Origin of the sequence: Aeromicrobium sp. CF3.5 (assembly GCF_051262695.1) — a bacterium.
Taxonomy (GTDB): Bacteria; Actinomycetota; Actinomycetes; order Propionibacteriales; family Nocardioidaceae; genus Aeromicrobium.
This window is the reverse complement of sequence record NZ_JBIMEZ010000003.1, coordinates 335003-360911: the sequence shown is the minus strand read 5'-3', so window position 1 is coordinate 360911 and position 25909 is coordinate 335003. Positions and strand designations below refer to the sequence as shown.

The window sequence follows — 25909 nt, the reverse complement described above, 5'->3', positions numbered from 1 at the left end:
ACAGTTCCGAAGCCAAGCATGGCGAGGTGCCACTGACCTTCCCGGCTGTGTCAGCGACAACAAACTCTTCGTGATCTCGCTCGTTGCCGCCTGGTAGCGATTGATTCACGGCCAGCAGAGAGGGCTCGACAGCAGCGGGTTGCCAAGGCAACTGCCGATTGGGGCCGGGCGCGTCAACCTAGGCGCAAACGGCGTCAGCGTCGTTCAGACACCGGCGACGTGGGCCGTCAGGAAGTGGACGCCGTGATGGTCGAGGCTGCCGCGCGACCACCGTCATGACGCGCCTAGTTCGATACCTTGCTGTCTTCTTCCGACTCCTCGCTCACGAGCTCGGTGATCTTCACTGCGATGTCCGTAAGGGAGTCTTCTGCCGTGCTAAGCCCTCCGCGTGAGGCGAGCAAGGGACTGACCTGGTCGAGTTCTTCGAAGGTGACGTTGTGCAGGACCGGCACGAGGAGGTTTCGTCGCAGAAGGGCGCTGAGTTCGGCCCCCGCGACACTTCGGTCAGTGCGTAGACGCTCAAGCATTGCGGGCGTCACCAGCACGATGCCGATGCGGGAGCTGACGAGCCCCTTGTCGATGGCTGCCCGCATGTCGGTACCGAGCTTCAAGCTGACCTCGCTGAACCAGACAGACACATCGTTGCCGAAGAGCAGGTCGTAGAGATTCTTCGCGTCATCCTGGCGGTCAGCCCAGGCGTGACACAAGAACACGTCGGTGGCTTGGACGCGAGCCAGGACGGCTCCACGAACAGGCGTGAGGTCGCGCACCTCTCCAGTCGTGTACGAAACAGGCGAAGAGGCCGGCGACCAACTGGGGCGAGCGGAACGACTACCAGTGCTGCGGCCGCCGCTGGACGAGGACGAACTGCTGCGAGCGGGTCTGTAGTCGGCCCAGGAAGTCGAGGGTCGTGGAGCCGAGTACCCGTAGCCGTAACCCCCACCGCGCCCGTGGACTGGACAGGCGGCGGCTCCGCTTGCGGTGCGGTGCCCACGTGACGGTGCGGTGCAGTAGGCCATGTAATCGACATTACCCGGGACGACCGACAGTTCCAGGTCTCACGCAATAGTTATGACAATTGCATCGGGCAAAGAGGTGACTGGGGTCAGCCACGCTGGCCCACCCGGCCGATGGCACCCGGCGTCAGGCACCAGCGGCGTCCTGCATTCATGCACCCTGTCCACACGCCGCGACTAAGTGGGCGGTAGGACGCAACCAGGCGACCTACCGCCGCCGTCCGATCAAATGAGTGTGAAGCTCACGCCGCTGACGGTGAACTCGCGGCTGTCAGGCTCCACGCCATCCGCCACTTGCACGTCGCAGCCGGTCATCATCTTGGTGTCGCCCTGCACGAACCGCACGGTCCGTGCGCCGAGCGGGATCTGCAGCACTCCGTCGACGGTCTCGACCGGGGCGTCGAACAGGGTCGACCACTTCTGGGCGATGGCCTCAGGATTCGGGTGGCTGATCTCGACGGCGAGGACGTCGTCGATGACCGGGTTCTCGGACTTCTCGGCCTCGATGTCGTCCCAGAACCACTGGTCGGCCTGGGGGATCTCGTCGAGCTCGACGAGGATGCCCAGGTCGCTGGGGTGCAGCTGCACGATGCGGCGCTCGTAGACGACGATGTCCTCGATGGTGCGGGCACCGATCGACTCGGCTCGCTCCAGGAATGGGCCGAGCGCTGGCACCTGGATGGCCAGGCCGTAGCCGCCACCGCCGCCGACCTTTTCGCACCACTTCGCGATGGGGGCCTCCGGTGTGAGCGCACCGACCAGCTCGAGGTGGGCCTCGGGGCCGACACGGAACGTCTCGTCGTCCATGCCGATGCCCTCGAGCAGCGGGTCGGCGAAGCCCTTGGCCAGGCCGAACGCCTCGCGCATCTCCTTGCTGGCGGTCTCCATGTCGCCGGCGCCGATGATGACCTGGCGAATGATGGGGAACGTTCCATGGGTGACGGTGGGATTGCTCATCCGATGCTCCTGTCGTGTGTGGCCCAGTGCGGAGCACGCAGCTCGCGCTTGAGGACCTTCCCGGACGGGTTCCGGGGCAGCTGTTCGATCACCTGCACGGCGGTGGGGCACTTGTAGTGCGCCAGCCGCTCGCGGGTGAAGGCGATGAGCTCGTCGCCGTCGATGGTCTGGCCCGGCTTGGGCACCACCACCGCCAGCGGCGTCTCGCCCCAGCGCTCGGACGGCACGCCGATGACGGCGACCTCCTGCACGGCGGGGTGCGCCATGATCGCGTTCTCGACCTCGGCGGGGTAGATGTTCTCGCCGCCGCTCATCAGCAGGTCCTTGATGCGGTCCTTGAGGAAGACGTAGCCCTCGGCGTCCATGTAGCCGGCATCGCCGGTGCGGAACCAGCCGTCGGGCCAGAACGCGGCCGCCGTGGCCTCGGGGTTGCGCCAGTACGCCGTGGTGACGCCCGGGCCGCGGGTGACGATCTCGCCGACCTCGCCGGTGGGCATCTCCTCGCCGCTCTCGGGGTCGAAGACCTTGACCTCCAGCCCGGGCACGGCACGACCGGCCGAGCGCAGCTTGCTGTCGGGCCCGACCACGTGGTCCTCGGGCCGCAGGAACGTGGTGACGCCGACCGTCTCGGTCAGGCCATAGCTCTGCGACAGCTGCGCGCCGAAGGTCTCCTGCGCGCCGACCATGACCGTCTCGGAGATCGGCGAACCGCCGTAGACCACGTGCTCGACGCTGGAGTAATCGGCCTGCGACGCCTCGGGGCTCGTGATGAACAACTGCATCACCGTCGGCACCATGATCACGTGGGTGGCCTTGTGACCCACCAGAAGGCCGAGCATGTTCTGCGGCGTGACCTCGGTGAACTGCACGATGCGGCCGCCCGCGGCCAGCGCGATGAGCGACCAGCCCCCGGCGGCGATGTGGTAGTACGGCGTCGGCACCAGGCTGACCGACTCGGGCGTGGGATCGAACAGGGCGCCGAACGCCTCGACCGCCCACAGGAACCCGCCGACCGTGGTCGTGACGCCCTTGGGGCGACCCGTGGTGCCCGACGAGTACATCATCGAGGCGAGCGCATCGCCGCTCTGCTCGCGGTGTGGGTCGACGCCGTCCTGCTCGCCGATCCACTCCTCGAGCGCCTGCCAGCCCGAGGTCACCAGCGGCTCCTGACCCTGGGCGAAGACCAGCTTGAGGCCCGCCCAGTCGGCCGGCACGTGGCTGGTGAGGTGCTCCTCGACGAGGATCGCGGCCGGATCGGCGTCGCCGAGAATCCAGGCAATCTCGTCGGCCGACAACCGGAAGTTCAGCGGCACGACCACGAGGCCGGCCTTGGCCGCCGCGAAGAACAGCTCCCAGTACTCGGTGGCGTTGCGCGCCAGGTAGGCCACGCGGTCGCCGACCCCGAGACCCGCGGCCACCAGCCCGCTGGCGATCGCGTCAGACCGCTCCCCCAGCTCGGCGTACGTGGTGGGGCGACCCTCGCCGACGATGGCCGGCGAATCGGCGAACTTCCTGGCGTTGGTGCGGATCACGTCCGCGAGGCTCTGGTGGCTCATCGGTCGTCCTCTCGGGATGGGTGGGTGTCGCGATCGACGATCGTGATCTCGTGGCCGGCCAGCGCCTCGTGGCACTGGTCGCAGCGGAAGGTGGCGTCGAAACGGTCGCCACAGGAGCGGTGGTGCTGCACCAGCGCGGGGCCCTCGGGCGCGCGGAACCAGTCGTCGGCCCACTGCAGCGAGGCCGCGATGACCGGGTAGAACGCCCGGCCCTTCTCGGTGAGGCGGTACTCGACCCAGTCGGGCCGCTGCTCGTGGGCGGTCGCGGCGAGGATGTCGTGCGCGCAGAACGCCCTGAGCCGCTCGGCGACCACGGTGGGCGGCGCACCGAGGTGGGCCTCGAAGTCCGAGAAGCGGGTGACGCCCCGGAAAGCCGCACCCAGCAGTGCCGACGACCAGCGGTTGCCGAACACCATCATGGTCTCGGGGAACAGCCCCGCACTCGAGCGCGCGCCCGCGTTGTCCGAGCGTCGGCGCGTGGCGGACTCGGGCACGGACCGCTCCCACGTGCCGCTGGGACCCCATCCGGCGGCGACGTCCTTGGCCTCGACCGCCTTGGCGCACGAGCCGCAGGTGAGCAGCGGGCTGAAGTCGCGGCCACACGCCTCGTGATGCATGACCGGCAGCTGGTCGGCGTGGTCGTCAACCCAGCGTCGCTCCCACTCCCAGATCGAGAGCATGAACGGCCACAGCGCGCGGCTGCGATCGGTCACTAGGTACTCCGCGCGCAGCGGGTTGGACTGGTAGATGTGGCGCCGCAGCAGGCCCTCGCGGACCAGCAGGTTGAGCCGGCTGGTCAGCACCGAGTTGGAGATCGGCATCGCCTTCATCAGCTCGCCGAACCGGCCCACACCCTGCAGCGCCTGCTGCACGATCAGCAGGGTCCACTCGTCGCCGAGCAGCCCGAGCATCCGGCCGACCGCATTGGCCGAGCCGGGCTCGAGCGCCGTGGGCTGCGTCTGCAGCTCCACGGCGACGTCGTCGATGGCCCCGGAGGCGTCGATGACTACAGCCCCACCGCTTCGGCAGCCGTGTCGGCGGTCTGCCAGCGACGCAGCTCCTCACCGGCGGCCCACGTGGAGTGGGTTCCGCTGGAGACGCGCTCGGGCAGCTTGAGCTTGCACACCGGCCCGTCACCGACCCGCGCCGCGTCGAACACCACGGCGTAGGACGCGTCATCGTTCATGTCGGTGGTGATCGTGATCAGGTAGCCGTCGTCCTCGGCGGTGCTGCCGATCCGCGGCGCCATGGCCGACTCGCTGCCGTAGACGCCGTCGCCGAAGGAGTAGCGCTCCTCCGTGCCGAGCTTGAGGTCGTGCTTGACCAAGCCGTCGAACAGGAACCACGAGGGCTTGCCGGTGGCGGCGTACGCGTAGCGGTACTCGCCGCCGGCGTAGGCGCCGTTCATCATGCCGAACTCGGTGATCGAGTCGCTGAGCTGCTGCTCCCTGACCTCGCCGGTCTTGAGGTTGAGGCGCCAGCGGTGCAGTCGCGACTGCATGCGGTCGAGCGCGAGGAACCGGAACGCGCGCTCCCAGGCGTTGCCCATGCCGTTGTCGGCCGGCTCCGGATCGCCCTGGAAGAAGCCGTCGAGGACGATCTCGTCGCCCTCCTCGTAGGCGTTGACCCAGTGCAGGACGTAGGTGGCCTCGGCGTCGAACCAGCGAATGTCCTCGGTCTTTCCCTTGCGCGGGATGACGCCGAGGCGCATGGGCATGTCGGGGTGGAAGCGCGCCATGTGGGCGTCGGCCTTGAGCGCCTCGGGATCCCAGAACAGCGGGCAGTCGTTGACGATCGCATAGTTCTCGGTGAACGCCATGTCGTGCGGGAGGCGCGGGCCGGGCAGCGGCACGTCGATGTAGTGGCTCAGGTCGTTGTTCTCGTCGACGACGCCGTAGTGCATGTACGGCGCCTCCTTGCTGTAGTTGAAGAACAGCATCTCGCCGGTGCGGTCGTCGACCTTGGGGTGTGCCGACACGCCCCACTCGAACGGGAACTTGCCGTTCCAGTCCTCCTTGCCGCGGGTCTCGGCCGACATCGGGTCGATCCGGTACATGTCGCCGCACTGGTAGAACGTGCTCAGCGCCATGCCGCGGTGCACCAGCACGTCGGTGCTGGAGGCGTCCTTCATGCGGGTGCGCGCTCCCCAGCCCTTGTCGCGCAGGGCGCTGGAGGGGCGCTCGGCGAGACCTGCCCACAGCGCGTGCCCGGCCTCCTGCTCGGCCATCAGGCCGTCGGTGCGGATGAAGCGGTTGCGGTAGAACGCCTTGCCGTCGCGGAAACCGACCACGTGGATCATGCCGTCGCCGTCGAACGGGTGGTAGTTCTTCAGCGACGGGTGCACCGGGTTCTCGGTGTTGCGCAGGTAGACGCCGTCGAGGTCGGTGGGGATCTCACCCTCGACGACCTGGAGGTCGTCGGCCTTCCACTCGGTGGTCTGCGGCTGCCAGGGGCCCGTGCGGTACGGGTGGTCGTCGTCCTCCGGGAGGGTGGAGAGCAGGCGACCGACGACGTCGACGTCCATGTGGGTTCCTTAATCTGCGGGGTCGGGATGGTGTCTGAGGCGGAGCTGATCAGCTGGGGGTGGCGCCGACGACGAGGCTGACGGTGGTGGCGGTGCTGCCGCCGAAGTTGAGCGTGCCGAAGGTCTTGGCGCCCTCGACCTGGTAGTCGCCGGCGGTGCCGCTCACCTGCTTGGCGGCGTCGAGCAGCATGCGGATGCCGCTGGCGCCGACCGGGTGGCCGCCGCCGATCAGGCCGCCGCTGGGATTGATGGGCAGCGTGCCGCCCATCTCGATCTCACCGTTCTCGATGGCCTTCCACGACTCCCCCGGGCCGGTGAGCCCGATGTGGTCGATCGCCACGTACTCGCTCGGCGTGAAGCAGTCGTGCGTCTCCAGTCCGTCGAGCGCCTCGAGCGTGACGCCGGCGCGGCCGAACGCATCGTTGACGGCGTCGCGCAGGTGCGGCAGCACGTAGGGGTTGTCACGGTCGTGGTCCAGCTTCTGCTGCAGCCCGAGCCCCACGGTGCGGTGGCCCCAGCCGAGTACGCGGCCCAGGGGGGTGGCGACGGCGTCGGGGTGGTTGCGCAGAAAGGTGTCGTTGACCAGCACGACGCCGGCGCCGCCGTCGGTGACCTGGCTGCAGTCGAAGCGGCGGATGCGACCGTCGACGACCGCGTTGGTCTCGTCGTCGCGGCCGAGCCCGGCCACGAGGTCCGGCACGTCCCAGCCGCGGGTCTGCGCGTTGGGGTTGTTGCGGGCGTTCTTGAAGTTGATCTGCGCGATCGCGCGCAGGTGCACCTCGTCGATGCCGTAGCGCTCGTCGTACTCCTCGGCGATCTCGCTGAACATGTGCGGCCACATGAAGGTGGCGTCCTGGCCCTCGTGCCCGATCCACGCGGCGGCGCCGAGGTGGCCGGCCGCCTGGTCGCCGCTGACGGTCTTCTCCAGCTCGACGCCCACCACGAGCGCGCTGTCGTAGTGGCCCGCGCCGAGATCGGCCATCGCACCGAGGACGGCGATGGAGCCGGAGGCGCAGGCGGCCTCGTGGCGCGACGACGGCGTGCCCCACAGGTCGGGGCGCACGGTTGCCGGCATGGCACCGAGCTGGCCCTGGCCGGTGAACAGCTGGCCGAACGCGTTGCCCACGTGCACCACGCCGATGTCGTGACCGCCGATGCCGGCGGCCTCGAGGGTCTGGTCGACGACCTCGGACGTCAGGTCCGCGAAATCCTTGCCCTCGCGGGTCAGATTGCGGGCGAAGTCGCTCTGGTAGCCGCCGAGCACCCAGATGTTCTCGCTCATGTCGCTCTCCTCGTCGTCGGGTCGGGTCGCGGGGATGGGGTTGCGTAGGTCACACCAAACGTACTACAACTAACAGAGTATCTCCACCAGATGACTCCTCCCGATGATTGGGGAACCATGTCGCAAGACCGCCCGGACGCCTTCGTCCTCGACTACGTCCGCACCCCGCGGGGCAAGGCGTCGAAGCGCGGATCGCTCGCCGCGCACTCCCCCGTCGACCTCGTGGTCCACCTGCAGAACGCGCTGGTCGAGCGCAACGATCTGGACGTCGAGACCATCGACGACGTGATCCTCGGCTGTGCCGGACAGGTCGACGAGCAGGGCTCCAACATCGCCCGCACCGCCGCCCTGATGGCGGGCTGGGGCGACAGCGTTCCCGGCGGCACCCTCAACCGATTCTGTGCCTCTGGCGTCGACGCGGTCGGCCAGGTGGCGGGTCGCATGCGCGCCGGCGACCTCGACCTGGCCGTGGCCGGTGGTGTCGAGAGCGTCTCGCGCGTGCCCATGTTCACCGACCGCGGGCCGCTGTGGGGAGACCCCGAGACGATCCGCGCGATCGGGTCGGTGCACATGGGCATCGCCGCCGACCTCAACGCCACCCTCGACGGATTCACCCGCGAGCAGCTCGACGCCTACGGCCTCGAGACCCAGCTCAAGGCAGCGAAGGCGCGCACCGACCAGGTGTTTGGACGTTCACTCGTCGCCGTCCCGGGCAAGGACGGTGGTGCCGGCCTCGACCACGACGAGCTGGTACGTCCCGACACGACGCTGGAGGGCCTGGCGGCGATGGATCCCGCGTTCGCCGAGATGGGCGAGGGAGGCCAGGACGCCATCGCCCTCAACGCCTACGGCGGTGTCGACCACATCGACCACCTGCACACCGTCGGCACCTCGCCGGCCATGGCCGATGCATCGGCTCTCCTGCTCCTCGGCACCGCCGAGGCCGCCGAGCGATCCGGACTCGCCCCCCGAGCCCGGATCCTCGGCGCGGCCTCGACGTCGGTCAACCCCGTCGTCATGCTGACCGCGGGCCAGAGCGCGGTGGAGAAGGTCATCGCCCGCGCCGGCCTGCAGCCGTCCGACATCGACGTGTTCGAGTTCGCCGAGGCGTTCTCTGCCCTCTGTCTGCGATTCCGCCGCGATCTCGACGCCGGGCCGGAGCGGATGAACCCCAACGGCGGCACCATGGCGATGGGCCACGCCTTTGGCGCGACCGGCGCGATCCTCGTCGGCAGCTGCATCGAGGAGCTGGAACGTCGCGATGGCCGCTACGGCGTGGCGGCCGTCAGCGGTGCGGCCGGACTCGGGGTGGCCGTGCTGGTCGAGCGGATCTCCTCGTGACCGGACGCCCCCACCAGACTCTCGCCGGCCAGGTCGCGATCGTCACCGGCGGCGGCAAGGGACTGGGGCGTGCCTTCGCGCTCGACCTGGCTGCGGCCGGCGCCGCCGTGGTGGTCAACAACCGCAATCGGGTCCCGCACGAGGACGGCCGCAGCGCCGCCGATCACGTCGTCGACGAGATCGTCGCGGCCGGCGGGCGAGCGGTGGCCGATCACGGCGACGCGGCCGATCCGTCCACCGGCGAGACCCTGGTCCAGACCGCGCTGGACACCTACGGCCGCCTCGACATCGTGGTGACCAGCGCCGCGATCAACAACCCGCAGATGTTCCACAAGACCACCGCGGAGAACTTCGCCCAGGTCATGACCACCAACGTCATCGGCACCGCGATGGTGACCTCGGCCGCCATGCGGGTGATGCGCGAGGCCGGCCACGGACGCATCATCATGGTTGCGTCGACCGCCGGCCTGCACGGCGAGCCGACCGTGTCGGCCTATGCCGCGAGCAAGGGCGCCGTCATCGCGCTGGGCCGCACCGCCGCGGTCGAGGGCGCGCGCCGAGGAGTTCTCACCAATGTGCTGCTGCCCTACGCCACGACCCAGATGACCGCCGGCGGGATGGACCCCCGCCACACCGCGACCATGGATGCCGCGCTCGTCGCGCCCGTCGTGACGGCCCTGGCCGATCCGACCTCGAACGTCAACGGGCAGGTCATCGTGGCCGCAGGCACGGGACTTCGGGTCGCCGACTCCGTCCAGCACGCCACGGTCCGACTGCCCGACGCGCTGACGCCCGCCGCTCTCGACGACCTGCTGACCCTCAGCCGGTCCGGCACCTCCCACACGTACGACCACGCGCACGAGGCCTTCCTGGACTTCGCCGCAGACCTGACACCACCAGCAGAGAGAACCTGATGAACGCCATCCCCTGGGGCGACCTCGCCCTCAACCTGCTCGCCGTGACCCTCGCTGTGGTGATCTTCGTCGGCCTCATCATGGCGGCCGCCATCCGACTCAAGAACCAGTCGATCATCGACATCTTCTGGGGTCCGGGCTTCGTGCTCGCAGCGATCGTGTCGTACCTGATGTCGATCGGCGGCGACGGCAACGACACCCGGCGGCTCGTCGTGCTGCTGCTCACCGCCATCTGGGGCCTGCGGCTCGGGCTCTACATCGGCAACCGCAATCGGGGCCACGGCGAGGACCGTCGCTACACCTCGATGATGCGCCAGCGGAAGTCCGGCTCGCTGATCGTCTTCCTGGTCCGCCGGATCTACGGCATGCAGGGCGCCCTGATCGTCGTGGTGTCGCTTCCGGTGCAGTTCGCGATGTACCAGGAGCGCTCGATCGGCGTGATCGGGTCCATCGGCATCGTCCTGTGGGCGATCGGTCTGTTCTTCGAGGCTGTCGGCGACTGGCAGCTGGCCCGGTTCAAGTCCGATCCGTCGAACGCCGGAAAGATCATGGACCGCGGCCTGTGGGGCTGGACCCGTCACCCCAACTACTTCGGCGACTCCGTCGTGTGGGTGGGTCTGTTCCTGCTCGCGCTCGGCGCTCCGTGGGGCGTCGTCGCGATCGTCTCGCCGATCATCATGACCAAGCTGTTGCTCAGCTTCAGCGGCAAGGCCGTGCTCGAACGTGGCATGCGGCGCAGCCGCGGCGAGGCCTACGACGTCTACGTCGCGAGCACGAGCGGCTTCTTCCCGATGCCACCCAAGCGCTCGCGCGCCGATGTCTGAGGAGAACGTCATGACGCAGGCCACGACCGGTCTGGCCGAGCTGTTCGTCCTCGATCGGACCGAGGACGACGTCTGGACCGGGCGCACCGACGGGTTGCGGCTGCCCCAGCTTTTCGGGGGTCAGCTGGTCGGTCAGTCGATCATCGCGGCAGGCTCGAGCGTGGAGGGCAAGACGGTGCACTCGACACACACCACCTTCCTGCGCGGTGGGCTGCCCGGCCAGCCGGTGACGTTCGCGGTGGAGCGGCTGCGCGACGGCCGCACCATCTCGACACGGGAGGTCAGCGCCCGCCAGGGCGACCGGCTGCTGTGCCGCACGATCGTCTCGCACGCCGCCGACTCACCCGGTCTCGCGCACAGCAGACCCGCCCCGAGCACGCCGCGGCCCGAAGACTGCCCCACGCTCGCCGAGGTGGCCGAGGCCGATGGCGGTCTCGGCGAGTTCTGGGCCGACTTCGCCGCCATCGAGGTGCGTCTGGCCCCCGACGTCCCCGGCACGGTGCCGCACTCGGCCTCGCCGCGGAACGGCGTCTGGATGCGCTCGACGCACGCGCTCGGCGACGATCCACTGGTGCATCGGGCCGCCCTGGCGTACGCCAGCGACCTGATGCTGATGTCGACCGCCGTCACACCACACGGCCACATCAGCGGTCACGAACGCAGTCTCGCCAGCCGGTGGGACGCAGTCTCGCTGGACCACACGATGTGGTTCCGCGGAGACACCCGCGCCGACGAGTGGCTGCTCTTCGAGCACACCACCCCCATGGCCGGATCCGGCCGCGCCCTCATCGAGGCCGCGGTCTTCGACCTGCACGGCGACTCCGTCTGTCACGTGGTGCAGGAAGCCCTGTTCCGCGATCTACCCGACCCCACCCCAGGAGAGACCTCATGACCCACCCCAACATCGCCCTGCTCGATCGCATCATCGCCGCTGCCGAGGCCGGCGACGCGACCGACCTGGCCAACATCTACGCGCCCGGCGCCGTCATCTGGCACAACCACGACGACAAGGAGACCAGCGTCGAGCAGAACGGCCGCCTCCTCGAGGGCATGGCCCGGTGGGTGTCTGACCGTCGCTACACCGAGCGCCGTGTCACCGCGTTCGAGGGCGGAGCGGTGCAGCAGCACGTGCTGCGCGGCACGCGGGTCTCGACCGGCGAGGAGGTGGCGCTGCACGCGTGCGCCGTCATCACGGTCGTCGACGGCCAGATCACTCGCCTGGACGAGTACATCGACTCGGCCGAGGCGGCATCGTTCGCGCCCTGAGGTCCGCCGGCCAGCGCTAGCATCGCCGCATGCACCGGATCTTCACCACGAGCGTCGCGTCGGTCCACCCGCTCTACGTCGCCAAGCTGGAGCGCAAGGGGCGCACCCGTGCCGAGCTGCATGAGGTCATCGAGTGGCTCACCGGCTTCGACGAGTCCCAGCTGACCCAGCACCTCGAGGCCGGCACCACGTTCGAGGACTTCTTCGCCGCAGCAGATCTGAACCCTCAGGTGGCCCTGATCACGGGCAGCGTGTGCGGTGTCCGGGTCGAGGATGTCCAGGATCCTTTGATGCAGAAGATCCGCTACCTCGACAAGCTCGTCGACGAGCTCGCGAAGGGCAAGGCCATGGAGAAGGTCCTGCGCGAACCTCGGACGCCCGGCGTCCTCCCCCAGCAGGGATAGGTCTCCTGCGCTAGTTTTCAGCCATGGGAATGATGAGAAAAGCCGGTGCTTTTGGAGTGGCCAAGATGGTGTTCGACGAGGCTCGCAAGCCGCAGAACCAGGCACGCATCAAGCGCGCGGTCCAACAGGTCAAGGACCGTCGCAACCAGGGCCGCACACCGCCGCGCTGACCGAGCTCACCGCAGCATCGGCGCGGCGAAGAACTGCAGCTCGTGCCGGCTGGAGGTCACGAACGCTCGTCGCATGCGCTCTCGTGTGGTGGGGTCGGTCGCGGCGGCGTGGCGGGTGACGATCTCGATGGCCTGATCGTTGAGGGCACAGAACTCCGGATCGGCGTAGGTGCGCAGCCAGGCCGCGTACGGGTGGTCCGATGTCGCGTGGGGCGCGAGACGGGTGCCCACGTCGACGTAGATCCAGAAGCAGGGCAGCACCGCTGCGATCAGCACGGCGTAGCCACCGCGCGCGGCGATCGCCAGCAGGTGGTCGACGTACGCGGTGGTCGTGGCGCTCGGTTCGGCGTCGAACACGGCGCCGGTCGGCAGCCAGCTCGCGTGCAGCTCGAGCTCGGTGGCGATGGCGCCGTGGGCACTGGAGGCCCAGAACGCCTGCTCGGCAGGGGTCGGTGCGAGCTTGCTCGCCTCGGCGAGGACCCGTGAGTACTCCCTCAGGTAGAGGGCATCCTGCGCGAGGTACCAGGCGAACGACTCCTGCTCGAGCGTGCCGTCGCTGAGGCCGCGGACGAACTCGAGGTCATCGATCGCGGCTCTTGTGTCCGCGACACCGTCCCACCAGTCGCCAGCGATCTGCTCGGCGGTGATCGCGGGGACTCCTCCGCGCCTCCACAACCCGGCGAAGTGTGAGACGGGGCCGTTGCCGTGGCCGACGTGGAGCTGGTCGGCCGCAGCGATGCTCTCGGTGAGCCAGGTCTTCGCCTGCTGGACCGACTCGGCCCAGTCGCCGATGCGGGGCTGGAGCGTGGCGATCGCGGAGGACAGTGAGCAGCCCGTGCCGTGCGTGTGCGGCGTGTCGATGCGGGCCGCGGTGAACACGTCCACGTCGCCGCCGGGGGTGACGAGGGCGTCGGAGGACTCGGCGTCGTCGAGGTGTCCACCCTTCATCAGCACCTGCACGTCGTGTCGTGCCGCGAGGTCACGCGCCTGTCGGAGTGCGTGATCCCAGGTGAGAGCAGGATCCTCACCCAGCAGTGCTGCGAGCTCGGGAATGTTGGGGGTGACGAGATCTGCGCTGCGGAGAAGCTCCCGCAGGGCGGACTCGGCGTCCTCGGAGAGGAGCCGGTCACCGCTGGAGGCGACCATGACCGGGTCGAGCACCACGACCGGAGGTCGGTTCGCCCCCAGCCAGTCCCCCACCGCGGCGATGATCGAGGCGTCGAACAGCATCCCGAGCTTGACGGCGTCGATGGTCACGTCGTCGCTGACCGCCCGGAGCTGCTCGATCAGGAAGTCGAGCGGTGGGGTGTGGATGCTGCGGACGCCGGTGGTGTTCTGCGCGACGAGCGTGGTGACGACCGCCATCCCGTAGCCGCCACTCGCAGCGATGCTCTTCAGATCAGCCTGGATCCCCGCACCTCCCGTGGGGTCGGTGCCGGCGATGCTCAGCACCCGGGGGATCTGGGTCATCGGCCGCGGCTCCCCGGCCCAGGCCCGGGCCAGCTCGGCGGCGGCGGTGCGCGGGTCGGGTGAAGCGCAGACCCAGGAAACGACCGCTGCGCCCGCAAGTCCACCGGAGCGGAGGGCGCGCAGGTCGTCGGGGACGATCCCGCCGATCGCGACCGCTGGCAGCGCGCAGCTGCGGGCGAGGGCGGCGACACCCTTGACGCCCAACGTGGGAGGGGCGTCGAACTTCGAACCGGTCTGGCGCACGATGCCGATGCCGACGTACCCGACCCCGGCCGGGCTCGTCTCGGCCGCAGCCAGATCTTCTGGAGTGTTCGCGGTCAACCCGATCACCGCATCAGGCCCGACCAGGGCGCGCACCTCCTCGACGGGCAGGTCCTGCTGGCCCACGTGCACGCCGGTGACCCGTGCGCCCCGGGCACGGGCGGCCAGGAACACGTCGACCCGGTCGTTGACGAACAGGGCGACGTGCGCGGGCAGTCGCCGGGACAGGGCTTCGACGAGGCGCACCACGTCGTGGACATCAGCGTGCTTCTCGCGCACCTGCACAGCCGTCACCCCGCCCGCGACGGCTTCGACGACGACATCCACCAAGTCACGGCCACCACGTTCGACCTGCGCAGCATCGGTCACCAGGTAGATGGACAGGTCCATCTACGACACCCGTCCGTGGCTCGTCACCGTGTCGGCGTCGATCACGCTGAGCGTGTCCAGCAACGCCACCACGAACGAGCCCGGCCCCTCGACCCGGGCTGCGGCCAGCTCCCCGGCGATCTCGTAGGCGGTGCACGCCGCGATGGTGGCCAGCAGCGGGTTCTCGCCGACCGCGACGAACGCTGCCGTGACCGCGCCCAACGCGCACCCGGCGCCGGTGATCGTGGTGAACAGCTCGGTGCCGTTCGCGACCCGCACCACCGTGGCTCCGTCGGTGATCAGATCCACCTCGCCCGACACCGCGACGACCGCGCCCGACGAGCGGGCGATCTCGACCGCTGCGTCGCGGGCCGCCTCAACCTCGTCGACCGCGTCCACACCGCGTGCACCGGAACCGGATCCCGCCAGGGTGCGGATCTCCGAGGAGTTCCCGCGCACCACCGTCGGACGCAGCTCCAGCAGCTGCTGAGCGAGCGCGGTGCGGATCGGCAGCAACCCGACACCCACCGGGTCGAGCACCCAGGGGGTGCCTGAGGCCGAGGCAGCGCGGGCCGCTTCGACCATCGCCTCGCGCTGCTCGCCCGAGGGCGTACCCAGGTTGATCAGCACCGCCCCAGCGGCCTGCGCCAGGACACCGGCCTCGCCGGGAATGTCGACCATCGCGGGGCTCGCTCCCACCGCGAGCACTGCGTTGGCGACGAGATTCGTGGTCACCGTGTTGGTCAGGCACTGGACCAACGGCCCGTGGGTCCGGACCTGGGACAACAGGTCGCCGGTGGTGTTCAGCAGGTCGGTAGGCGTACGCGTCATGCGCGACATCCCTTCGCTAGTTCTAGCTAGATCAGGTTCGACGGGTGTGATCTCAGCCCCGCAGGGCACCCCGTGTCAGGTGGTGATGCCCAGCCTACGGTGCGACCAGCTGCGCTGTCCTCGTACTCGACGCTGCGTGTCTGCCCGACGGGGTAGCGTCGAGTCATGGCAACCAGGAAGTGGTCAGACCTGACGACCGGTCAGCAGCGAGCGGTGTTCGCTGCGGGCGCGGCCGAGGCGATCGTCACCATCGCGGCGTTGCGAGATCTCGCTCGACGGCCTGCGACCACGGTTCGGGGCCCCAAGGTGATCTGGGTGCTCGCGTCCTTCGTCCAGCCCGTGGGCCCGTTGGCGTACTTCGCGGCGGGTCGGCGCTCGACGTGACCGGTGGCCGAGACCGCGACGACGTTGGGCGGCCCAGACAGAGCCGGCCTCGCGACGCCCTCGGTCGTCCTCTCCCTTACGGGGCCGTGGGTGTCGAGCCCGTTTCTGAGGAACCGCTCCCGGCGCTGGAGACGGTGGACGTGGCTCGCAGGCTGCTGGACGAGGGCAGGCCCTTCGCTGCTCACGAGGTCCTGGAGGCTCGCTGGAAGGACGCCCCACCAGCCGAGCGTGACCTGTGGCAGGGACTTGCGCAGGTGTGCGTCGGCCTGACCCACGCCGCACGCGGCAACACCGTCGGAGCGGCCCGCCTCCTCGAGCGTGGCGCGGGGCGGGTGCAGGCCTATGCGGTCGGCGACGGCCCGACCTACGGGCTCGACCTGACGGCCGTCATCGCTTGCGCGCTCGACCAGGCGGCCGACGAGAGCTGAGTCGTTCCGACCGCTCGAGGCCCTCGGGTGGTCAGGCGTCGGTGGCGATGAACTCACGCAGCACGCGTGCAAAGCGTTCCGGATCGTCGAGGTGCGGAAAGTGTCCGGCCCCCTCGAACAGCTCGACCCGGCAGTCGGGGAGCTCGCGCTCCACGCTGCGCGCGTGCTCGACGGGGATCATCCGGTCCTTCGTGCCCCACACGATCATGGCCGGGATCGGCAGCGCGTCCCCGAGGTGGTCGTGGGCGCTGATGCTCTGCCCGCCGATGTCGATGACGGCGCGGGTGGTGGCGAGGAAGGCGACCCGGCTCTCGCGATCGCCCAGGGAGCTGAAGCCCTGCCAGATCGCGTTGACGTCGGCGCCCGGCTTCCAACCCAGCTTCGAGGCGCCGCGCCCCAGCGCCTCGACCCGCGAGAGAACGGGGGCGGACGCGACGACGCTGAGCACCTGGGCCGCGCCGGGCAGGGTCGCCGACCGCAGGATCAGGTTCACCTCGCGCCCGAGGCCACCGCTGGAGACCAGGACGAGTCGCTCGACCCGCTCGGGGAAGAGGTAGAAGAACTGCATCGCGATGCCACCGCCGAGGGAGTGCCCCACCAGCGTGACCCGGTCGACCCCGAGGTGGTCGAGCAGGTCGCGCATGGCCGCGGCGTGCGCGCTGAGCGAGTAGTCCCCCAGCGGCTTGGCCGACTCGCCGTGCCCGAAGAGATCGGGCGCGATCACGCGGTGGTCGTCGTCCATCGCGTCGACCAGGTGGGACCACTGCTGCTGCGACCCGAGGATGCCGTGGATGAACAGCACGACCGGACCGGAGCCGCTGTCGATGTAGGACAGCTCGTGACGGTGCAGCACGACCGTCTGCGAAGTCATGCGCGCCATGATGGGGATCCCTCGCAGTGATCGTGGATCGGACGTCGTGATCGTATCGCTCCAGCACGGAGGGGACGCGGTGACTGAGCAGCTGTCCGTGCGCGGTGCGTCACGATGGGGTCGTGGAACACGTGCGCGCTCAGCTCGAGGTCGATCAGCAGGAGACGCTTGGACGCCTGGCGAACCTGACGAACGATCACGCCTCGGTGGTGGAGGCCTCCCGCGACACCAACGCTGATGACGAGCACGATCCCGAGGGCGCGACGATCGCCTTCGAGCGCTCGCAGATCGGGGCCCTCGTCCGGCAGGCGCAGCTGCACCTCGCGGAGATCGACGCCGCCGTGGCGCGACTCGACTCCGGCACGTATGGGACGTGCGAGCAGTGCGGTGCGCCGATCGGTGACGGCAGGCTCCGGGCCAGACCCACGGCACGCACCTGCATCCGGTGCGCCTCCGTACATTGACTGCCATCGGTATCGTTGCTGCTCACCCTTGTGAGGAGCAACGCATGCGTGTCACCCGGATCATCGCCGACCTTCACGTGCCTGACCTCCCGGCAGCCAAGAGCTTCTACACCGACTACCTCGGGCTGGCCGACGAAGAGTTCAACCTGGGCTGGGTCGCGCGCTACACCTCACCGGAGACCGGAACCAGCGTCCAGCTGATGACCCCCGACGCCACCGCCCCCGAGGACCCGGTGCTCTCCGTCACGGTTGACGACGTCGACGCCGCCCACGGCGAGGCGGTGCGGCGCGGTTTCGAGATCGTGCACCCGCTGAACACCGAGGAGTGGGGCGTGCGGCGCTTCTTCGTCCGCGCTCCGGACGGCAACGTGCTCAACATCGTCCAGCAGCACCGCTGACCCGAACCGCGACGGCTCAGAACTCGGCCATCCTGCCCCAACCGTCCTGGTCCGGGACGTCGACGTAGATGATGTCGGGCGTCTCGGCGACGAACGGCTTGGTCGCCGGATTGGCCAGGAACTCCTGGAAGTGCTCGGAGTTGACGTGCGCCTCGCCTGCCGCTGCGTCGTCGAACGCCTCCGAGGTGAGAATCGTGTCAGGTTCGTCGACGCTGCGGTACTGCTCGAACCACTTGTTGCCCGGCTCCCGACGCGTTGCCTCGAGGAAGGGGCGGTTCGCCGCGAGGTACTCCTCGGCGGTGCCCGGCTTGACCTTGGTCTTGACGGTGATGAGGATCAATTCGTCTCCTGGGAGTGAGGATGGGCAACTACCCACCCCGACGGTAGTCGCACCGTTGCGGTACCCGCGTGGACCATGATGGGGCCATGACGCCCGGCATCGCTTTCCCCGCCCAGCCCGACGGCAATCGCAGCACCACGTCCACGGGTCGCGCCATCGTGGCCGACGCCTTGCGCGCCGTCGATCCCGTCGGCGGTCGAGCCGCGGAGCAGGAGACTGCCTGGCGCAGCCGCTACCTGCTGCACATGCGCCGACTCGTCGAGGCAGGGCTCCCCGAACCGGAAGCGTGGCGAGCGATCGCGGACGCGGGCCTCGACTCGGTGCACGCGCGCATGCGGGTGATCACCCAGGACGGGGAGGATCTTCCGCTCGACTCGGTGCTCGAGATGGAGAGCTCCACGAACCTCGAGACCATCGAGATTCGCGGCCAGCGCGAGCCCGACACGGAGTTCACCCTGCCGTACCGGGGCAGCCGCCTGAGTGGTGCCGCTCTGCGCGACCAGCTCGAGCAGTGGGCGCGCGAGGGCGTGCTGGAACCGTCGGCCGTGGAGGCGGTGCTGGAGGTCGCCGCGCATCCCGAGTGGCTGGCGCTGCCCGGTCAGACGGTGGCCGTGCTCGGCGCCGGCGCCGAGATGGGACCACTCACCGCCCTGTTGAGGTGGGGCGCGACGGTGGCCGCCGTCGACCTGCCTGTCCCGTCCGTGTGGGAGCGGATCGTCGAGACCGCCGAGAAGGGGGCTGGTCGGCTGCTCGTCCCGGTTGAGCGAGACACCGACGTCGCCTCGACAGGGATCGCCGGCTCTGCGGGGGTTGATCTGGTCGCCGACGTTCCTGCGGTGGCTGACTGGCTGGGATCGCTCGACGGCCGGTTGACCCTGGGCAACTACCTGTATGCCGATGGCGGCTCGCACGTGCTGGTCTCGGTGGCAGCCGACGTGCTGGGTCGGCGCCTCACGATGGCTCGTCCGGACACCGCGCTCGCCTTCCTCGCCACACCCACCGACGTGTTCGTGGTCCCGCGCGAGGCGGTCGAGCACTCCAACACGGCCTGGGCACAGCGTTCGGCGACGGCCAAGACCCTCGGCCGGCCGCTGAGCTGGACGACGCGCGGCCGCCTGCTGCATCGCGCCTACTCACCCGACGCCGACCCCGGGATCGGCGATGCACTCGTGCCCGTGCAGGGCCCGAACTACGCCCTGGCCAAGCGGATCCAGCGCTGGCGCGCAACCTCTGCCCGACGCGACGGGCAGACGGTGTCGTTCCACGTCGCGCCGTCGACCCGCACCAAGTCCGTGGTCAAGAGCCGCGCGCTGGCCGCAGCGTTCGCAGGGGCCCACCGGTTCGGGGTGGAGGTCTTCGAGCCCGGCACCGCCAACGTCCTGATGGCCGCTCTGCTCGTGCACGACCTGACCGTCGGCACCCCGGTGCACCACCATCCCTGGCAGGACGAGGCGTACGCCGCCGTCCACGGCGGACTGTGGCGAACGCCCTACGAGCCGCGCAGCGCGCTGGGGCTCGCGGCCGTTCTGGGGTACGCCGGCAGTCGCGTCTGACGGTCGGCTGGACCACGGGCCAGAACGTCCGGACCATCGATCGCTCAGGACTGGCATGACGATCGAACGCCGACTCGCCCACGCCGAGCGGTCACACCCAGCCCGTTTCGCGCGTCAGCAGGGTGACCAACAGAGGTGGAAGGGTGAAGGCCGTGGACCAGACGGACATGTTCGAGGCTGAACGACCGCGCTTGGTGGGGATCGCCAGCCGGGTGCTCGGCGATCACGCCGAGGCTCAGGACATCGTGCAGCAGGCGTGGCTGCGGCTGCACCGGACGGACGCCGAGATCGACAACCTCCCGGCCTGGCTGACGACGGTGACCACCCGACTGTGCCTCGACCGGCTGCGTTCACGCACTCCCGTACCCGTGGACGACGTCGAGCTCGGAGAGACCGTCAATGATCCGGCCGAGGACGTCGCGCTTGCCGACACCGTCGGCCTCGCCCTGCACGTCGTGCTCGACCGGCTCTCCCCGCGTGAGCGGGTCGCCTTCGTCCTCCACGACAGCTTCGGCTTCGAGTTCCCGACGATCGCGTCGCTCCTGGACACCACACCTTCGGCCGCACGCAAGCTCGCCTCGCGGGCACGGGCCAAGGTCGCCCAGCCCCATCCCGAGGGCCGTCCAGCCGACTGGGAAGTGGTCGACGCCTTCATGGCCGCAGCCAAGAACGGCGACTTCGACACGTTGCTGCGACTGCTCGCACCCGACGCCGCCGTGACCGCGGACGATGCCGCAGTCCTGGTTGGCACACCGCGACAGATCCAGGGCCGCGACGAGGTGGCGACGTTCTTCAACGGCAGCGCCGCGGCCGCGCTCCCGGTCTTCATCGGCGACCGGCCCGGCACGGCCTGGTTCCACCTCGGCGCGGCCAGGGTCGTCTTCGACTTCACCCTCGACGACGGCCTCGTGCACGCCATCACCTTCCGCGCAGCGCCCGACGTGCTCGCGCAGGTCGTGCGCCGACACGGCGGTCGGCCGCGCAGCTGACCCAGTCACACCTTCACCGTTTCGATCGTCAGCACATCAGGAGACCACATCAGGAGGAGACGACCATGAAGACCATGACCTGCCAGGCCCTCGGAGGGCCCTGCGACCTCGAGCACCACGGCGAGAGCGCCGACGACATCATCAAGGCCCAGGACCGCCACCTCGAGGAAGCGGCGAAGGCCGCAGACTCGACCCATCAGGAGGCCCGCGACGCCATGAAGAGCCGCTGGCGGCACCCCAAGAAGTCGATGGGCTGGTACCGAGACACCAAGCGGGCCTTCGCCGCCCTCCCCGACGACTGACCGCGCAGCATCAGGGATCGGTGTGGCGTTGGGTCGCTCGCACCACGTCGGGGTGCACGGGCATCACCCGGGCTCGTCACGGTCCAGCAGCTCGGTCAGCTGAGTCATCGCGCGCGCCTGGGCCGGGTTGAGCCGACTGTCCTGGGACGGGTCCGGCCACCGCCGGGCGGACGTGCGGGAGATTGCCCGGCCGGCTGGAGAGTCCTGGAGCCGCACCACGATCGGGGCGAGCGCGGTGGCCAGTCGCTGCGCGGCCCGCCCGATGTCGGCGGACGTGGCGTCGACAGGGAGCTGGTCGAACTCCGCTCCCGCGGCCCCGAGGTCGGCGTCGTCGGTCATCGACTGCAGGACGCCGGCGAGGTCGTCGAGCGCCTGCCGGTTCAGGGTGTCCGGGCCGAGGACGCGAGCCACCAGCAGCAGGGTGTCCTGATCCAGCTCGGCGAGCACGCCCACCGTCCCGCTCGGCGGTCCGAGGGAGAGGATCTCCGCCAGACCCTCGGGGAGGTCGGCTCTCTCGCCCGTCTCGCGCAGGCGCGCGATCTGGCGGCGCTGCCCCTGCAGTCGCTCGATCGCGGCGGTGAGCCGGCTGTCGATCTCATCGAGGATGCCCTCGTCCGGGGTGGTCTCGAGCAGAACCTCCACGCGGTCCAGCGGGACACCGAGCTCGGTGAGCTGGCGGATGCGCAGAAGCCTGGCGATGGTGGCGAGGTCGTAGCTGCGGTAGCCGTTGGCCTGGCGGAACGGCTCGGGCAGGATGCCGATCTGGTGATAGTGCCGAAGGGTCCGCACGCTGACTCCAGCGAGCTCGGCGACGTCGTGACTGCGCATGGTGTTCCTCAGGCGGTGGAGTCGAGTCGGCGGAGGGGAGGTAGGAGCAGCGCCCCCACGACAGCAGCGAACCACACGGCGGCGGCGATCCCCCCGGCTGCGGTCAGGGACACCTCCTCCACGAGAACCCCCGCACCCAGGATGCCCACCGCGGGAGTCGCCGTGATTAGGGCGTTCTGGGCGCTCATCACCCTCCCACGCAGGTCGTCCGGGACGGCCTCGATCATCACGACGCCGAGCAGCGCGCCGAGGACGCCCGCGAACAGGCCCAGCGTGGCCGCGCCGGCGAAGATCCACATCACCTGCGGAAGAGCGCCAATCGTGCCGATGCCCAGCAGGGTCCCGGCGAGCGAGAGCGTGAACCAGGCGCGACGGTTCAGCCGCGAGGAGAGCATCGCGTAGGTCCCGGCCCCGACGAGCATCCCGGCGGCGAGGGAGCTGAGCACCAGCCCGAGCCTGTCCTCCTGGCCGAGCAGGGTGAAGTGCACCGGGAGGATCAGTCCCTGCAGGGCCACCAGGACGGTCACCAGCACCAGGTTGACCGCGGTGACCGACAGGATCAACGGGCTCCGCCTGAGCAGCCAGACCATTCCCGTGGACATGTCCGCGAGAGCCCGCCGCGGCGAGTGGTCGGCCTCGGCGGGGGCACGCCGGCCAATGTCGCGCGGCATCAGCAGGGTGGTCACGGCAGCGACCAGCGAGAGACCCGCGGTGATCCACAGGGCTCCGGCGCCCTCGAGCAGGACGACGAGGGAGGCAGCCACGGCCGGTCCGACCATCATCGTGACCGCCGAGACGCCTTCACGGAGCCCGACGATCCGCTCGAAGCTGAGGCCGCTGCGCTTCTGGACATCTGGCACGAGTGTCTCGCGAGCGGTGAGCCCGGGGACGTCGCCGAAGGAGGACAGGATGCCGAACAGGACGAACCAACCGAGGGACAGTCCGGTGATCAGGTCGACGATCGGCAGGGCCGCGATGGCGACCGTCGAGACGAGATCGGTGACGATCGACATCGTCCTGCGGTTGTAGCGGTCGATGAGACCTCCCATCAGCAGCCCGGCCAGCACCGCCGGCCCGGCCGTCGCGGCCGCCACGATCCCGGCGTCGAGCGCGCTTCCGGTGGTCATCAGCACGACCAGCGGCAGCACCACCGCCGCCACCGAGTTGCCGAAGGAGGAAAAGCCGTAGGAGGTGAGGTAGACGAGCACCGAGCGATCCATGCCCCCAGCAGAAACTACGACGCCGCGTCGGGGTCAAGCGTTCCTCGCGACGCCACCCATCATCCGATCCATGTCTTCACGATCCGTTCCGAACACATCTCGTGCTCACGCCCTCGTACGATGGAGTCAATGTCAGGCACCCCGGACGAGTCCCCCCAGTCACCCGCGGATCGGCACGGACGAATTGCCGCACTCGCCGCGCGATCTCGTGGCTGGGCCGACGACAAGGCACGGGACACGTACGACCGCCTCCCCCATCCTCTGCAGCGAGGCTGGGTGCTGACCCAGCGCACCTGGCGAGACACGGTCGAGGACCGGGTGCCCGGGCTGGCCGCCGAGATCGCCCTGTTCACGCTGATCTCGCTGCCCGCGCTGATCCTGGTCATCCTGGGTTCGCTCGGCTTCGTCGCCGACGCGCTGGGGCCGGCGGGCGCGCAAGAGCTGAACCGGATCGTCTTCGACCTGCCGCGGGGATTCCTCTCCGATCAGACCTACGCCTCGTACGAACGGTTGGCGTCGACCGTACTCTCCGACGGACGCGCCGACGTGATCTCCGTCGGTGCCCTGCTGAGCCTGTGGACGGGATCCCGGGCCACGGCCCGGGCACTGGAGACGATCACCATCGCGTACGACATCGAGAAGTCCCGACCGAGCTGGAAACGTCGACTGCTCGCGGTCGGGTTGACCACAGCCGCACTGCTGGGCGCGATCGCGCTCCTCCCGCTGCTGGTCCTCGGCCCGCGGATCGTCGAGTGGCTGGCACCCGACGCCGTCGCCTCCGTGACGCTGGACGTGCTGGGGGCGCTGTACTGGCCCGTCCTGGCCGCGCTCGCGATCGCCGGCATCACGACGCTCTACCACGTCGGCGTGCCGTGGCGGACTCCGTGGCGACGCGACCTCCCAGGGGCACTTCTCGCGATGATCCTGTGGCTGCTGGCCGCCGCGGGCCTGCGGGCCTACCTGGCCCTGACGATCGGCGGCGACGCCGTGTTCAGCCAGCTCGGCGTGCCGATCGCGGTGGTGCTGTGGCTCTACGTCTCCTCCATCGCCGTCCTCCTCGGGGCCGAGCTCAACGCCGAGATCGAACGGATGTGGCCCACGACCGTCCACACGTCGATGACACACACGGTGCCGTCCAGCGGCGATGAGCGCGCAGCGCGACCCGAAGCTCAGTCGCCGACGTAGTCAGCGGACCTGTGCGAGTCGTCCTGAATCGTCGAGGGCGAGCGTGCAGCTGATCGGCCCGCCACCATCAGGGCCAGGCCCCACATCGCGAACCACGGGTCCCACAGCAGGGCGTGCCACCACAGAGCGGTCCGGTCGGCCCCGTCACCGTCCAGCACCAGACCCACGGCACTCCCGGCGGTCAGCAGCAGTCCGTAGCCGGCGAGCGCCGCACCGCCCCAGGTGGCGAGACGCACCAGCGTCGGGGAGACGCGCGACCGCGTCATCGACCAGGCCAGAACGACGGCGACCAGCTTGGCAACCACCACCATGCTCAAGGCCGCAAGCGCCGTCACCGAGCGTTCGCGCGCCAGCCGTTCGAGGCCGCCACCCAGCGCGTCGAGCCCGAGGGTCCCGCCGCACAGCCACCACATCGACACCACAGCCGACGCCCCGGCGAGCACCATGGCGAGCGCGGCAGCGCGGTTCGGTGATCTCATGCTTCGATCCTCGGCGGCAGACCGCCCGAAGGCCATCGGGGTTGCCCCTGAGCCGTCCCGGACTTCCTGGCCTGTCCTCAGACTCGAACCGGGCGGCCCGAGGCGACGTCGTCCACGACGTCGATGACGATGCGGGTGGAGGAGATCAGGGCGCCGTACATCGGCCAGTAGAGCCCGGGCAGATCTGCGCTGGACAGGTCCCGCGCCAGATCATTGACCTGCTGGCGAAGCGACGCGACCTCCTGATCGGGATCAGCAACCCGCTCAGCCAGGTCGGCGAGCAGGCGCAGCCACGGGTCCCGGAACTCTGGAGCCCAGTCCTCCGCCGCCAAGGTCGACTCGCGCACGACGCGGGCCATCGCCCGGACCTGAGCCACTCCCTCCTCGAGCCGGATGAGCAGGTCGCGATCACTCGCAGGCGTCGGGGACTCCTGCACTCTCGAGCGGCGCGGATTCCACCACTGGCTCTCCTGGGCGTGGTCGATCACTCGCCGCGCGCGGTTCAGATCCCGGTCGATCTCTCGCGTCTTCTCGACCCAGTCCCCCGCCTGCTCCGACGTCGGGCCCTCGCCTATCTCGGTGGCCATCTGGCGCATCAGCCCACCCAGTTTCCGATCGACCCGATCGACCTGCTGCTCGGCACTGCGTGCAGCCAGGGGAGCGAAGACCATGAGGTTGACCAGGACTCCCACGACGACCCCCACCACCAGGTCACCGAAACGATCCAGCAGGATCGCCTCTTGTTGGTTGTAGTTGGTCGTGATGATGAACAGCGACGTGGTGGCCGCCGTCAGACCCTCGGTGCGCAGCGTCCGCACCCGCGCGAACAGCAAGGTGACCACCAAGGCGATGGCCAGGGACAGCGGGTTCGCACCCAACAGCTCGGCGGCTGCCACCGCCACGACCATCCCCAGCACGGTCGCCAGCACCGACTGCGCCCCCTGCACGAAGCTGCGATAGATCGTCGCGTGCACGGCCAGCAGTGCGGTCCACGCGGCCAGGAAGGGTTGTTCGAATCCCAGCAGGTCGTCGGCGATCCACCAGGCGCCCACGGACGCGGCCACCGCCTTGAGCAGCTGCAGCAGGTCGGTCTGCGTCGCGGGATCGCGCAACGAGCCGACCGAGGCCGCCACAGATCCCCGGACGTCGTGCTCCCTCATACCCTGATCATCTCTTCTCCCTCTCATGCACAATTACCCATCCTCGCCCGCCACAAAACCTCGTCGAGCCGGAACCGGGACGGATGGGATGCCCACCTTCGCCCCCGGCCCGCTTTCCTCGCA

Annotated in this window: 29 protein-coding genes and 1 riboswitch; of the genes, 15 read left to right on the top strand and 14 right to left on the bottom strand. The window is 69.5% G+C overall.

Annotated elements, in window-relative coordinates:
- Nucleotides 1–284: 284 nt before the first annotated feature.
- The 6 genes from ACHAA3_RS08605 to ACHAA3_RS08580 form a co-directional block, all read right to left on the bottom strand.
- Nucleotides 285–770, bottom strand: coding sequence for a toll/interleukin-1 receptor domain-containing protein (locus ACHAA3_RS08605; RefSeq protein ID WP_435708572.1), 486 nt, complete (start codon nt 768–770; stop codon nt 285–287).
- Between the two features lie 471 nt (nt 771–1241).
- Nucleotides 1242–1973 (bottom strand): hypothetical protein, encoded by a 732-nt coding sequence (locus ACHAA3_RS08600; RefSeq protein WP_435708571.1) that lies wholly within the window; start codon nt 1971–1973, stop codon nt 1242–1244.
- Complete coding sequence (locus ACHAA3_RS08595; protein WP_435708570.1) at nt 1970–3529, bottom strand: long-chain-fatty-acid--CoA ligase; 1560 nt, start codon at nt 3527–3529, stop codon at nt 1970–1972. The genes ACHAA3_RS08600 and ACHAA3_RS08595 overlap by 4 nt, the downstream gene beginning before the upstream one ends.
- On the bottom strand, nt 3526–4500 hold the full coding sequence (locus tag ACHAA3_RS08590; protein WP_435708569.1) for a winged helix-turn-helix transcriptional regulator: 975 nt from the start codon (nt 4498–4500) through the stop codon (nt 3526–3528). The genes ACHAA3_RS08595 and ACHAA3_RS08590 overlap by 4 nt, the downstream gene beginning before the upstream one ends.
- A gap of 35 nt (nt 4501–4535) precedes the next feature.
- Entirely contained in the window at nt 4536–6053 is a 1518-nt protein-coding gene (locus ACHAA3_RS08585; protein ID WP_435708568.1) for a carotenoid oxygenase family protein, read from the bottom strand.
- 49 nt (nt 6054–6102) lie between these two features.
- Nucleotides 6103–7335, bottom strand: a complete 1233-nt coding sequence (locus ACHAA3_RS08580; RefSeq protein ID WP_435708567.1) for an acetyl-CoA acetyltransferase — start codon at nt 7333–7335, stop codon at nt 6103–6105.
- A 117-nt stretch (nt 7336–7452) separates the two neighbouring features.
- On the opposite strand from ACHAA3_RS08580, the gene ACHAA3_RS08575 reads away from it, so the two are divergent.
- The 7 genes from ACHAA3_RS08575 to ACHAA3_RS08545 are packed head-to-tail and all read left to right on the top strand — an operon-like array spanning nt 7453 to nt 12254.
- Entirely contained in the window at nt 7453–8676 is a 1224-nt protein-coding gene (locus tag ACHAA3_RS08575) for an acetyl-CoA C-acyltransferase (RefSeq protein WP_435708566.1), read from the top strand.
- Nucleotides 8673–9590 (top strand): SDR family NAD(P)-dependent oxidoreductase, encoded by a 918-nt coding sequence (locus ACHAA3_RS08570; RefSeq protein ID WP_435708565.1) that lies wholly within the window; start codon nt 8673–8675, stop codon nt 9588–9590. Before ACHAA3_RS08575 ends, ACHAA3_RS08570 begins: the two co-directional genes overlap by 4 nt.
- Entirely contained in the window at nt 9590–10414 is an 825-nt protein-coding gene (locus tag ACHAA3_RS08565; RefSeq protein WP_435708564.1) for a DUF1295 domain-containing protein, read from the top strand. The genes ACHAA3_RS08570 and ACHAA3_RS08565 overlap by 1 nt, the downstream gene beginning before the upstream one ends.
- A gap of 10 nt (nt 10415–10424) precedes the next feature.
- Nucleotides 10425–11306, top strand: a complete 882-nt coding sequence (locus tag ACHAA3_RS08560; protein WP_435708563.1) for an acyl-CoA thioesterase — start codon at nt 10425–10427, stop codon at nt 11304–11306.
- Nucleotides 11303–11680, top strand: coding sequence for a nuclear transport factor 2 family protein (locus tag ACHAA3_RS08555; protein WP_435708562.1), 378 nt, complete (start codon nt 11303–11305; stop codon nt 11678–11680). The genes ACHAA3_RS08560 and ACHAA3_RS08555 overlap by 4 nt, the downstream gene beginning before the upstream one ends.
- Before the next feature lie 29 nt (nt 11681–11709).
- The gene (locus ACHAA3_RS08550) at nt 11710–12084 is read left to right on the top strand and encodes a DUF2200 domain-containing protein (protein ID WP_435708561.1); all 375 of its coding nucleotides are present in this window, start codon (nt 11710–11712) and stop codon (nt 12082–12084) included.
- A gap of 23 nt (nt 12085–12107) precedes the next feature.
- A complete protein-coding gene (locus ACHAA3_RS08545; RefSeq protein ID WP_435708560.1) occupies nt 12108–12254 on the top strand; it encodes a hypothetical protein in 147 nt (48 codons plus the stop codon).
- A gap of 6 nt (nt 12255–12260) precedes the next feature.
- On the opposite strand, the gene ACHAA3_RS08540 is transcribed toward ACHAA3_RS08545, so the two are convergent.
- Nucleotides 12261–14375 (bottom strand): bifunctional hydroxymethylpyrimidine kinase/phosphomethylpyrimidine kinase, encoded by a 2115-nt coding sequence (locus ACHAA3_RS08540; RefSeq protein WP_435708559.1) that lies wholly within the window; start codon nt 14373–14375, stop codon nt 12261–12263.
- Nucleotides 14376–15185 carry a hydroxyethylthiazole kinase gene (gene thiM, locus ACHAA3_RS08535; RefSeq protein ID WP_435708558.1) on the bottom strand — a complete coding sequence of 270 codons (810 nt, stop codon included), beginning with the start codon at nt 15183–15185 and terminating at the stop codon, nt 14376–14378.
- Nucleotides 15177–15268, bottom strand: a riboswitch (TPP riboswitch). Its footprint overlaps the gene before it by 9 nt.
- A gap of 82 nt (nt 15269–15350) precedes the next feature.
- Between thiM and ACHAA3_RS08530 the strand changes: the two genes are divergently transcribed.
- Nucleotides 15351–15569, top strand: a complete 219-nt coding sequence (locus tag ACHAA3_RS08530) for a PLD nuclease N-terminal domain-containing protein (protein WP_435708557.1) — start codon at nt 15351–15353, stop codon at nt 15567–15569.
- A 140-nt stretch (nt 15570–15709) separates the two neighbouring features.
- On the top strand, nt 15710–15997 hold the full coding sequence (locus ACHAA3_RS08525) for a DUF309 domain-containing protein (RefSeq protein WP_435708556.1): 288 nt from the start codon (nt 15710–15712) through the stop codon (nt 15995–15997).
- 31 nt (nt 15998–16028) lie between these two features.
- Here ACHAA3_RS08525 and ACHAA3_RS08520 read toward each other — a convergent pair whose 3' ends face one another.
- Nucleotides 16029–16868 carry an alpha/beta fold hydrolase gene (locus ACHAA3_RS08520; RefSeq protein ID WP_435708555.1) on the bottom strand — a complete coding sequence of 280 codons (840 nt, stop codon included), beginning with the start codon at nt 16866–16868 and terminating at the stop codon, nt 16029–16031.
- 122 nt (nt 16869–16990) lie between these two features.
- Between ACHAA3_RS08520 and ACHAA3_RS08515 the strand changes: the two genes are divergently transcribed.
- Together ACHAA3_RS08515 and ACHAA3_RS08510 are read left to right on the top strand one after the other, a co-directional pair.
- Nucleotides 16991–17332: a TraR/DksA family transcriptional regulator gene (locus ACHAA3_RS08515; protein WP_435708554.1), complete on the top strand. Its 342-nt coding sequence runs from the start codon at nt 16991–16993 to the stop codon at nt 17330–17332.
- A 44-nt stretch (nt 17333–17376) separates the two neighbouring features.
- Nucleotides 17377–17730 (top strand): VOC family protein, encoded by a 354-nt coding sequence (locus ACHAA3_RS08510; RefSeq protein ID WP_435708553.1) that lies wholly within the window; start codon nt 17377–17379, stop codon nt 17728–17730.
- A 16-nt stretch (nt 17731–17746) separates the two neighbouring features.
- Here the strand turns inward: ACHAA3_RS08510 and ACHAA3_RS08505 are convergent, their stop codons facing one another.
- Nucleotides 17747–18070, bottom strand: coding sequence for a putative quinol monooxygenase (locus tag ACHAA3_RS08505; RefSeq protein WP_435708552.1), 324 nt, complete (start codon nt 18068–18070; stop codon nt 17747–17749).
- Between the two features lie 86 nt (nt 18071–18156).
- Here ACHAA3_RS08505 and ACHAA3_RS08500 point away from each other — a divergent pair, with 86 nt between their 5' ends.
- The 3 genes from ACHAA3_RS08500 (at nt 18157) to ACHAA3_RS08490 (ending at nt 20914) form a co-directional block, all read left to right on the top strand.
- Nucleotides 18157–19623, top strand: coding sequence for a hypothetical protein (locus ACHAA3_RS08500; RefSeq protein ID WP_435708551.1), 1467 nt, complete (start codon nt 18157–18159; stop codon nt 19621–19623).
- Between the two features lie 152 nt (nt 19624–19775).
- On the top strand, nt 19776–20612 hold the full coding sequence (locus ACHAA3_RS08495) for a sigma-70 family RNA polymerase sigma factor (RefSeq protein ID WP_435708550.1): 837 nt from the start codon (nt 19776–19778) through the stop codon (nt 20610–20612).
- Between the two features lie 65 nt (nt 20613–20677).
- A complete protein-coding gene (locus ACHAA3_RS08490) occupies nt 20678–20914 on the top strand; it encodes a hypothetical protein (protein ID WP_435708549.1) in 237 nt (78 codons plus the stop codon).
- A 63-nt stretch (nt 20915–20977) separates the two neighbouring features.
- Here the strand turns inward: ACHAA3_RS08490 and ACHAA3_RS08485 are convergent, their stop codons facing one another.
- Nucleotides 20978–21742 carry a MerR family transcriptional regulator gene (locus tag ACHAA3_RS08485; RefSeq protein WP_435708548.1) on the bottom strand — a complete coding sequence of 255 codons (765 nt, stop codon included), beginning with the start codon at nt 21740–21742 and terminating at the stop codon, nt 20978–20980.
- Between the two features lie 8 nt (nt 21743–21750).
- Nucleotides 21751–22962, bottom strand: coding sequence for an MFS transporter (locus ACHAA3_RS08480; protein ID WP_435708547.1), 1212 nt, complete (start codon nt 22960–22962; stop codon nt 21751–21753).
- A gap of 129 nt (nt 22963–23091) precedes the next feature.
- On the opposite strand from ACHAA3_RS08480, the gene ACHAA3_RS08475 reads away from it, so the two are divergent.
- Entirely contained in the window at nt 23092–24147 is a 1056-nt protein-coding gene (locus tag ACHAA3_RS08475) for a YihY/virulence factor BrkB family protein (RefSeq protein ID WP_435708546.1), read from the top strand.
- Here the strand turns inward: ACHAA3_RS08475 and ACHAA3_RS08470 are convergent.
- Both ACHAA3_RS08470 and ACHAA3_RS08465 read right to left on the bottom strand, forming a co-directional pair.
- Entirely contained in the window at nt 24132–24626 is a 495-nt protein-coding gene (locus ACHAA3_RS08470; RefSeq protein ID WP_435708545.1) for a DUF3995 domain-containing protein, read from the bottom strand. The genes ACHAA3_RS08475 and ACHAA3_RS08470 overlap by 16 nt on opposite strands.
- A 77-nt stretch (nt 24627–24703) precedes the next feature.
- Nucleotides 24704–25786, bottom strand: coding sequence for an FUSC family protein (locus tag ACHAA3_RS08465; RefSeq protein ID WP_435708544.1), 1083 nt, complete (start codon nt 25784–25786; stop codon nt 24704–24706).
- Between the last annotated feature and the right edge of the window lie 123 nt (nt 25787–25909).

What these genes read in the sequence shown, in the direction of transcription:
- ACHAA3_RS08600 (WP_435708571.1), bottom strand. Translation starts at nt 1,973, where the DNA reads ATGAGCAATCCCACCGTCACCCATGGAACGTTCCCCATCATTCGCCAG.
- ACHAA3_RS08595 (WP_435708570.1), bottom strand. Translation starts at nt 3,529, where the DNA reads ATGAGCCACCAGAGCCTCGCGGACGTGATCCGCACCAACGCCAGGAAG.
- ACHAA3_RS08585 (WP_435708568.1), bottom strand. Translation starts at nt 6,053, where the DNA reads ATGGACGTCGACGTCGTCGGTCGCCTGCTCTCCACCCTCCCGGAGGAC.
- ACHAA3_RS08580 (WP_435708567.1), bottom strand. Translation starts at nt 7,335, where the DNA reads ATGAGCGAGAACATCTGGGTGCTCGGCGGCTACCAGAGCGACTTCGCC.
- ACHAA3_RS08575 (WP_435708566.1), top strand. Translation starts at nt 7,453, where the DNA reads ATGTCGCAAGACCGCCCGGACGCCTTCGTCCTCGACTACGTCCGCACC.
- ACHAA3_RS08565 (WP_435708564.1), top strand. Translation starts at nt 9,590, where the DNA reads ATGAACGCCATCCCCTGGGGCGACCTCGCCCTCAACCTGCTCGCCGTG.
- ACHAA3_RS08560 (WP_435708563.1), top strand. Translation starts at nt 10,425, where the DNA reads ATGACGCAGGCCACGACCGGTCTGGCCGAGCTGTTCGTCCTCGATCGG.
- ACHAA3_RS08555 (WP_435708562.1), top strand. Translation starts at nt 11,303, where the DNA reads ATGACCCACCCCAACATCGCCCTGCTCGATCGCATCATCGCCGCTGCC.
- ACHAA3_RS08550 (WP_435708561.1), top strand. Translation starts at nt 11,710, where the DNA reads ATGCACCGGATCTTCACCACGAGCGTCGCGTCGGTCCACCCGCTCTAC.
- ACHAA3_RS08545 (WP_435708560.1), top strand. Translation starts at nt 12,108, where the DNA reads ATGGGAATGATGAGAAAAGCCGGTGCTTTTGGAGTGGCCAAGATGGTG.
- ACHAA3_RS08540 (WP_435708559.1), bottom strand. Translation starts at nt 14,375, where the DNA reads ATGGACCTGTCCATCTACCTGGTGACCGATGCTGCGCAGGTCGAACGT.
- thiM (WP_435708558.1), bottom strand. Translation starts at nt 15,185, where the DNA reads ATGACGCGTACGCCTACCGACCTGCTGAACACCACCGGCGACCTGTTG.
- ACHAA3_RS08530 (WP_435708557.1), top strand. Translation starts at nt 15,351, where the DNA reads ATGGCAACCAGGAAGTGGTCAGACCTGACGACCGGTCAGCAGCGAGCG.
- ACHAA3_RS08520 (WP_435708555.1), bottom strand. Translation starts at nt 16,868, where the DNA reads ATGACTTCGCAGACGGTCGTGCTGCACCGTCACGAGCTGTCCTACATC.
- ACHAA3_RS08510 (WP_435708553.1), top strand. Translation starts at nt 17,377, where the DNA reads ATGCGTGTCACCCGGATCATCGCCGACCTTCACGTGCCTGACCTCCCG.
- ACHAA3_RS08500 (WP_435708551.1), top strand. Translation starts at nt 18,157, where the DNA reads ATGACGCCCGGCATCGCTTTCCCCGCCCAGCCCGACGGCAATCGCAGC.
- ACHAA3_RS08490 (WP_435708549.1), top strand. Translation starts at nt 20,678, where the DNA reads ATGAAGACCATGACCTGCCAGGCCCTCGGAGGGCCCTGCGACCTCGAG.
- ACHAA3_RS08485 (WP_435708548.1), bottom strand. Translation starts at nt 21,742, where the DNA reads ATGCGCAGTCACGACGTCGCCGAGCTCGCTGGAGTCAGCGTGCGGACC.
- ACHAA3_RS08480 (WP_435708547.1), bottom strand. Translation starts at nt 22,962, where the DNA reads ATGGATCGCTCGGTGCTCGTCTACCTCACCTCCTACGGCTTTTCCTCC.
- ACHAA3_RS08475 (WP_435708546.1), top strand. Translation starts at nt 23,092, where the DNA reads ATGTCAGGCACCCCGGACGAGTCCCCCCAGTCACCCGCGGATCGGCAC.
- ACHAA3_RS08470 (WP_435708545.1), bottom strand. Translation starts at nt 24,626, where the DNA reads ATGAGATCACCGAACCGCGCTGCCGCGCTCGCCATGGTGCTCGCCGGG.
- ACHAA3_RS08465 (WP_435708544.1), bottom strand. Translation starts at nt 25,786, where the DNA reads ATGAGGGAGCACGACGTCCGGGGATCTGTGGCGGCCTCGGTCGGCTCG.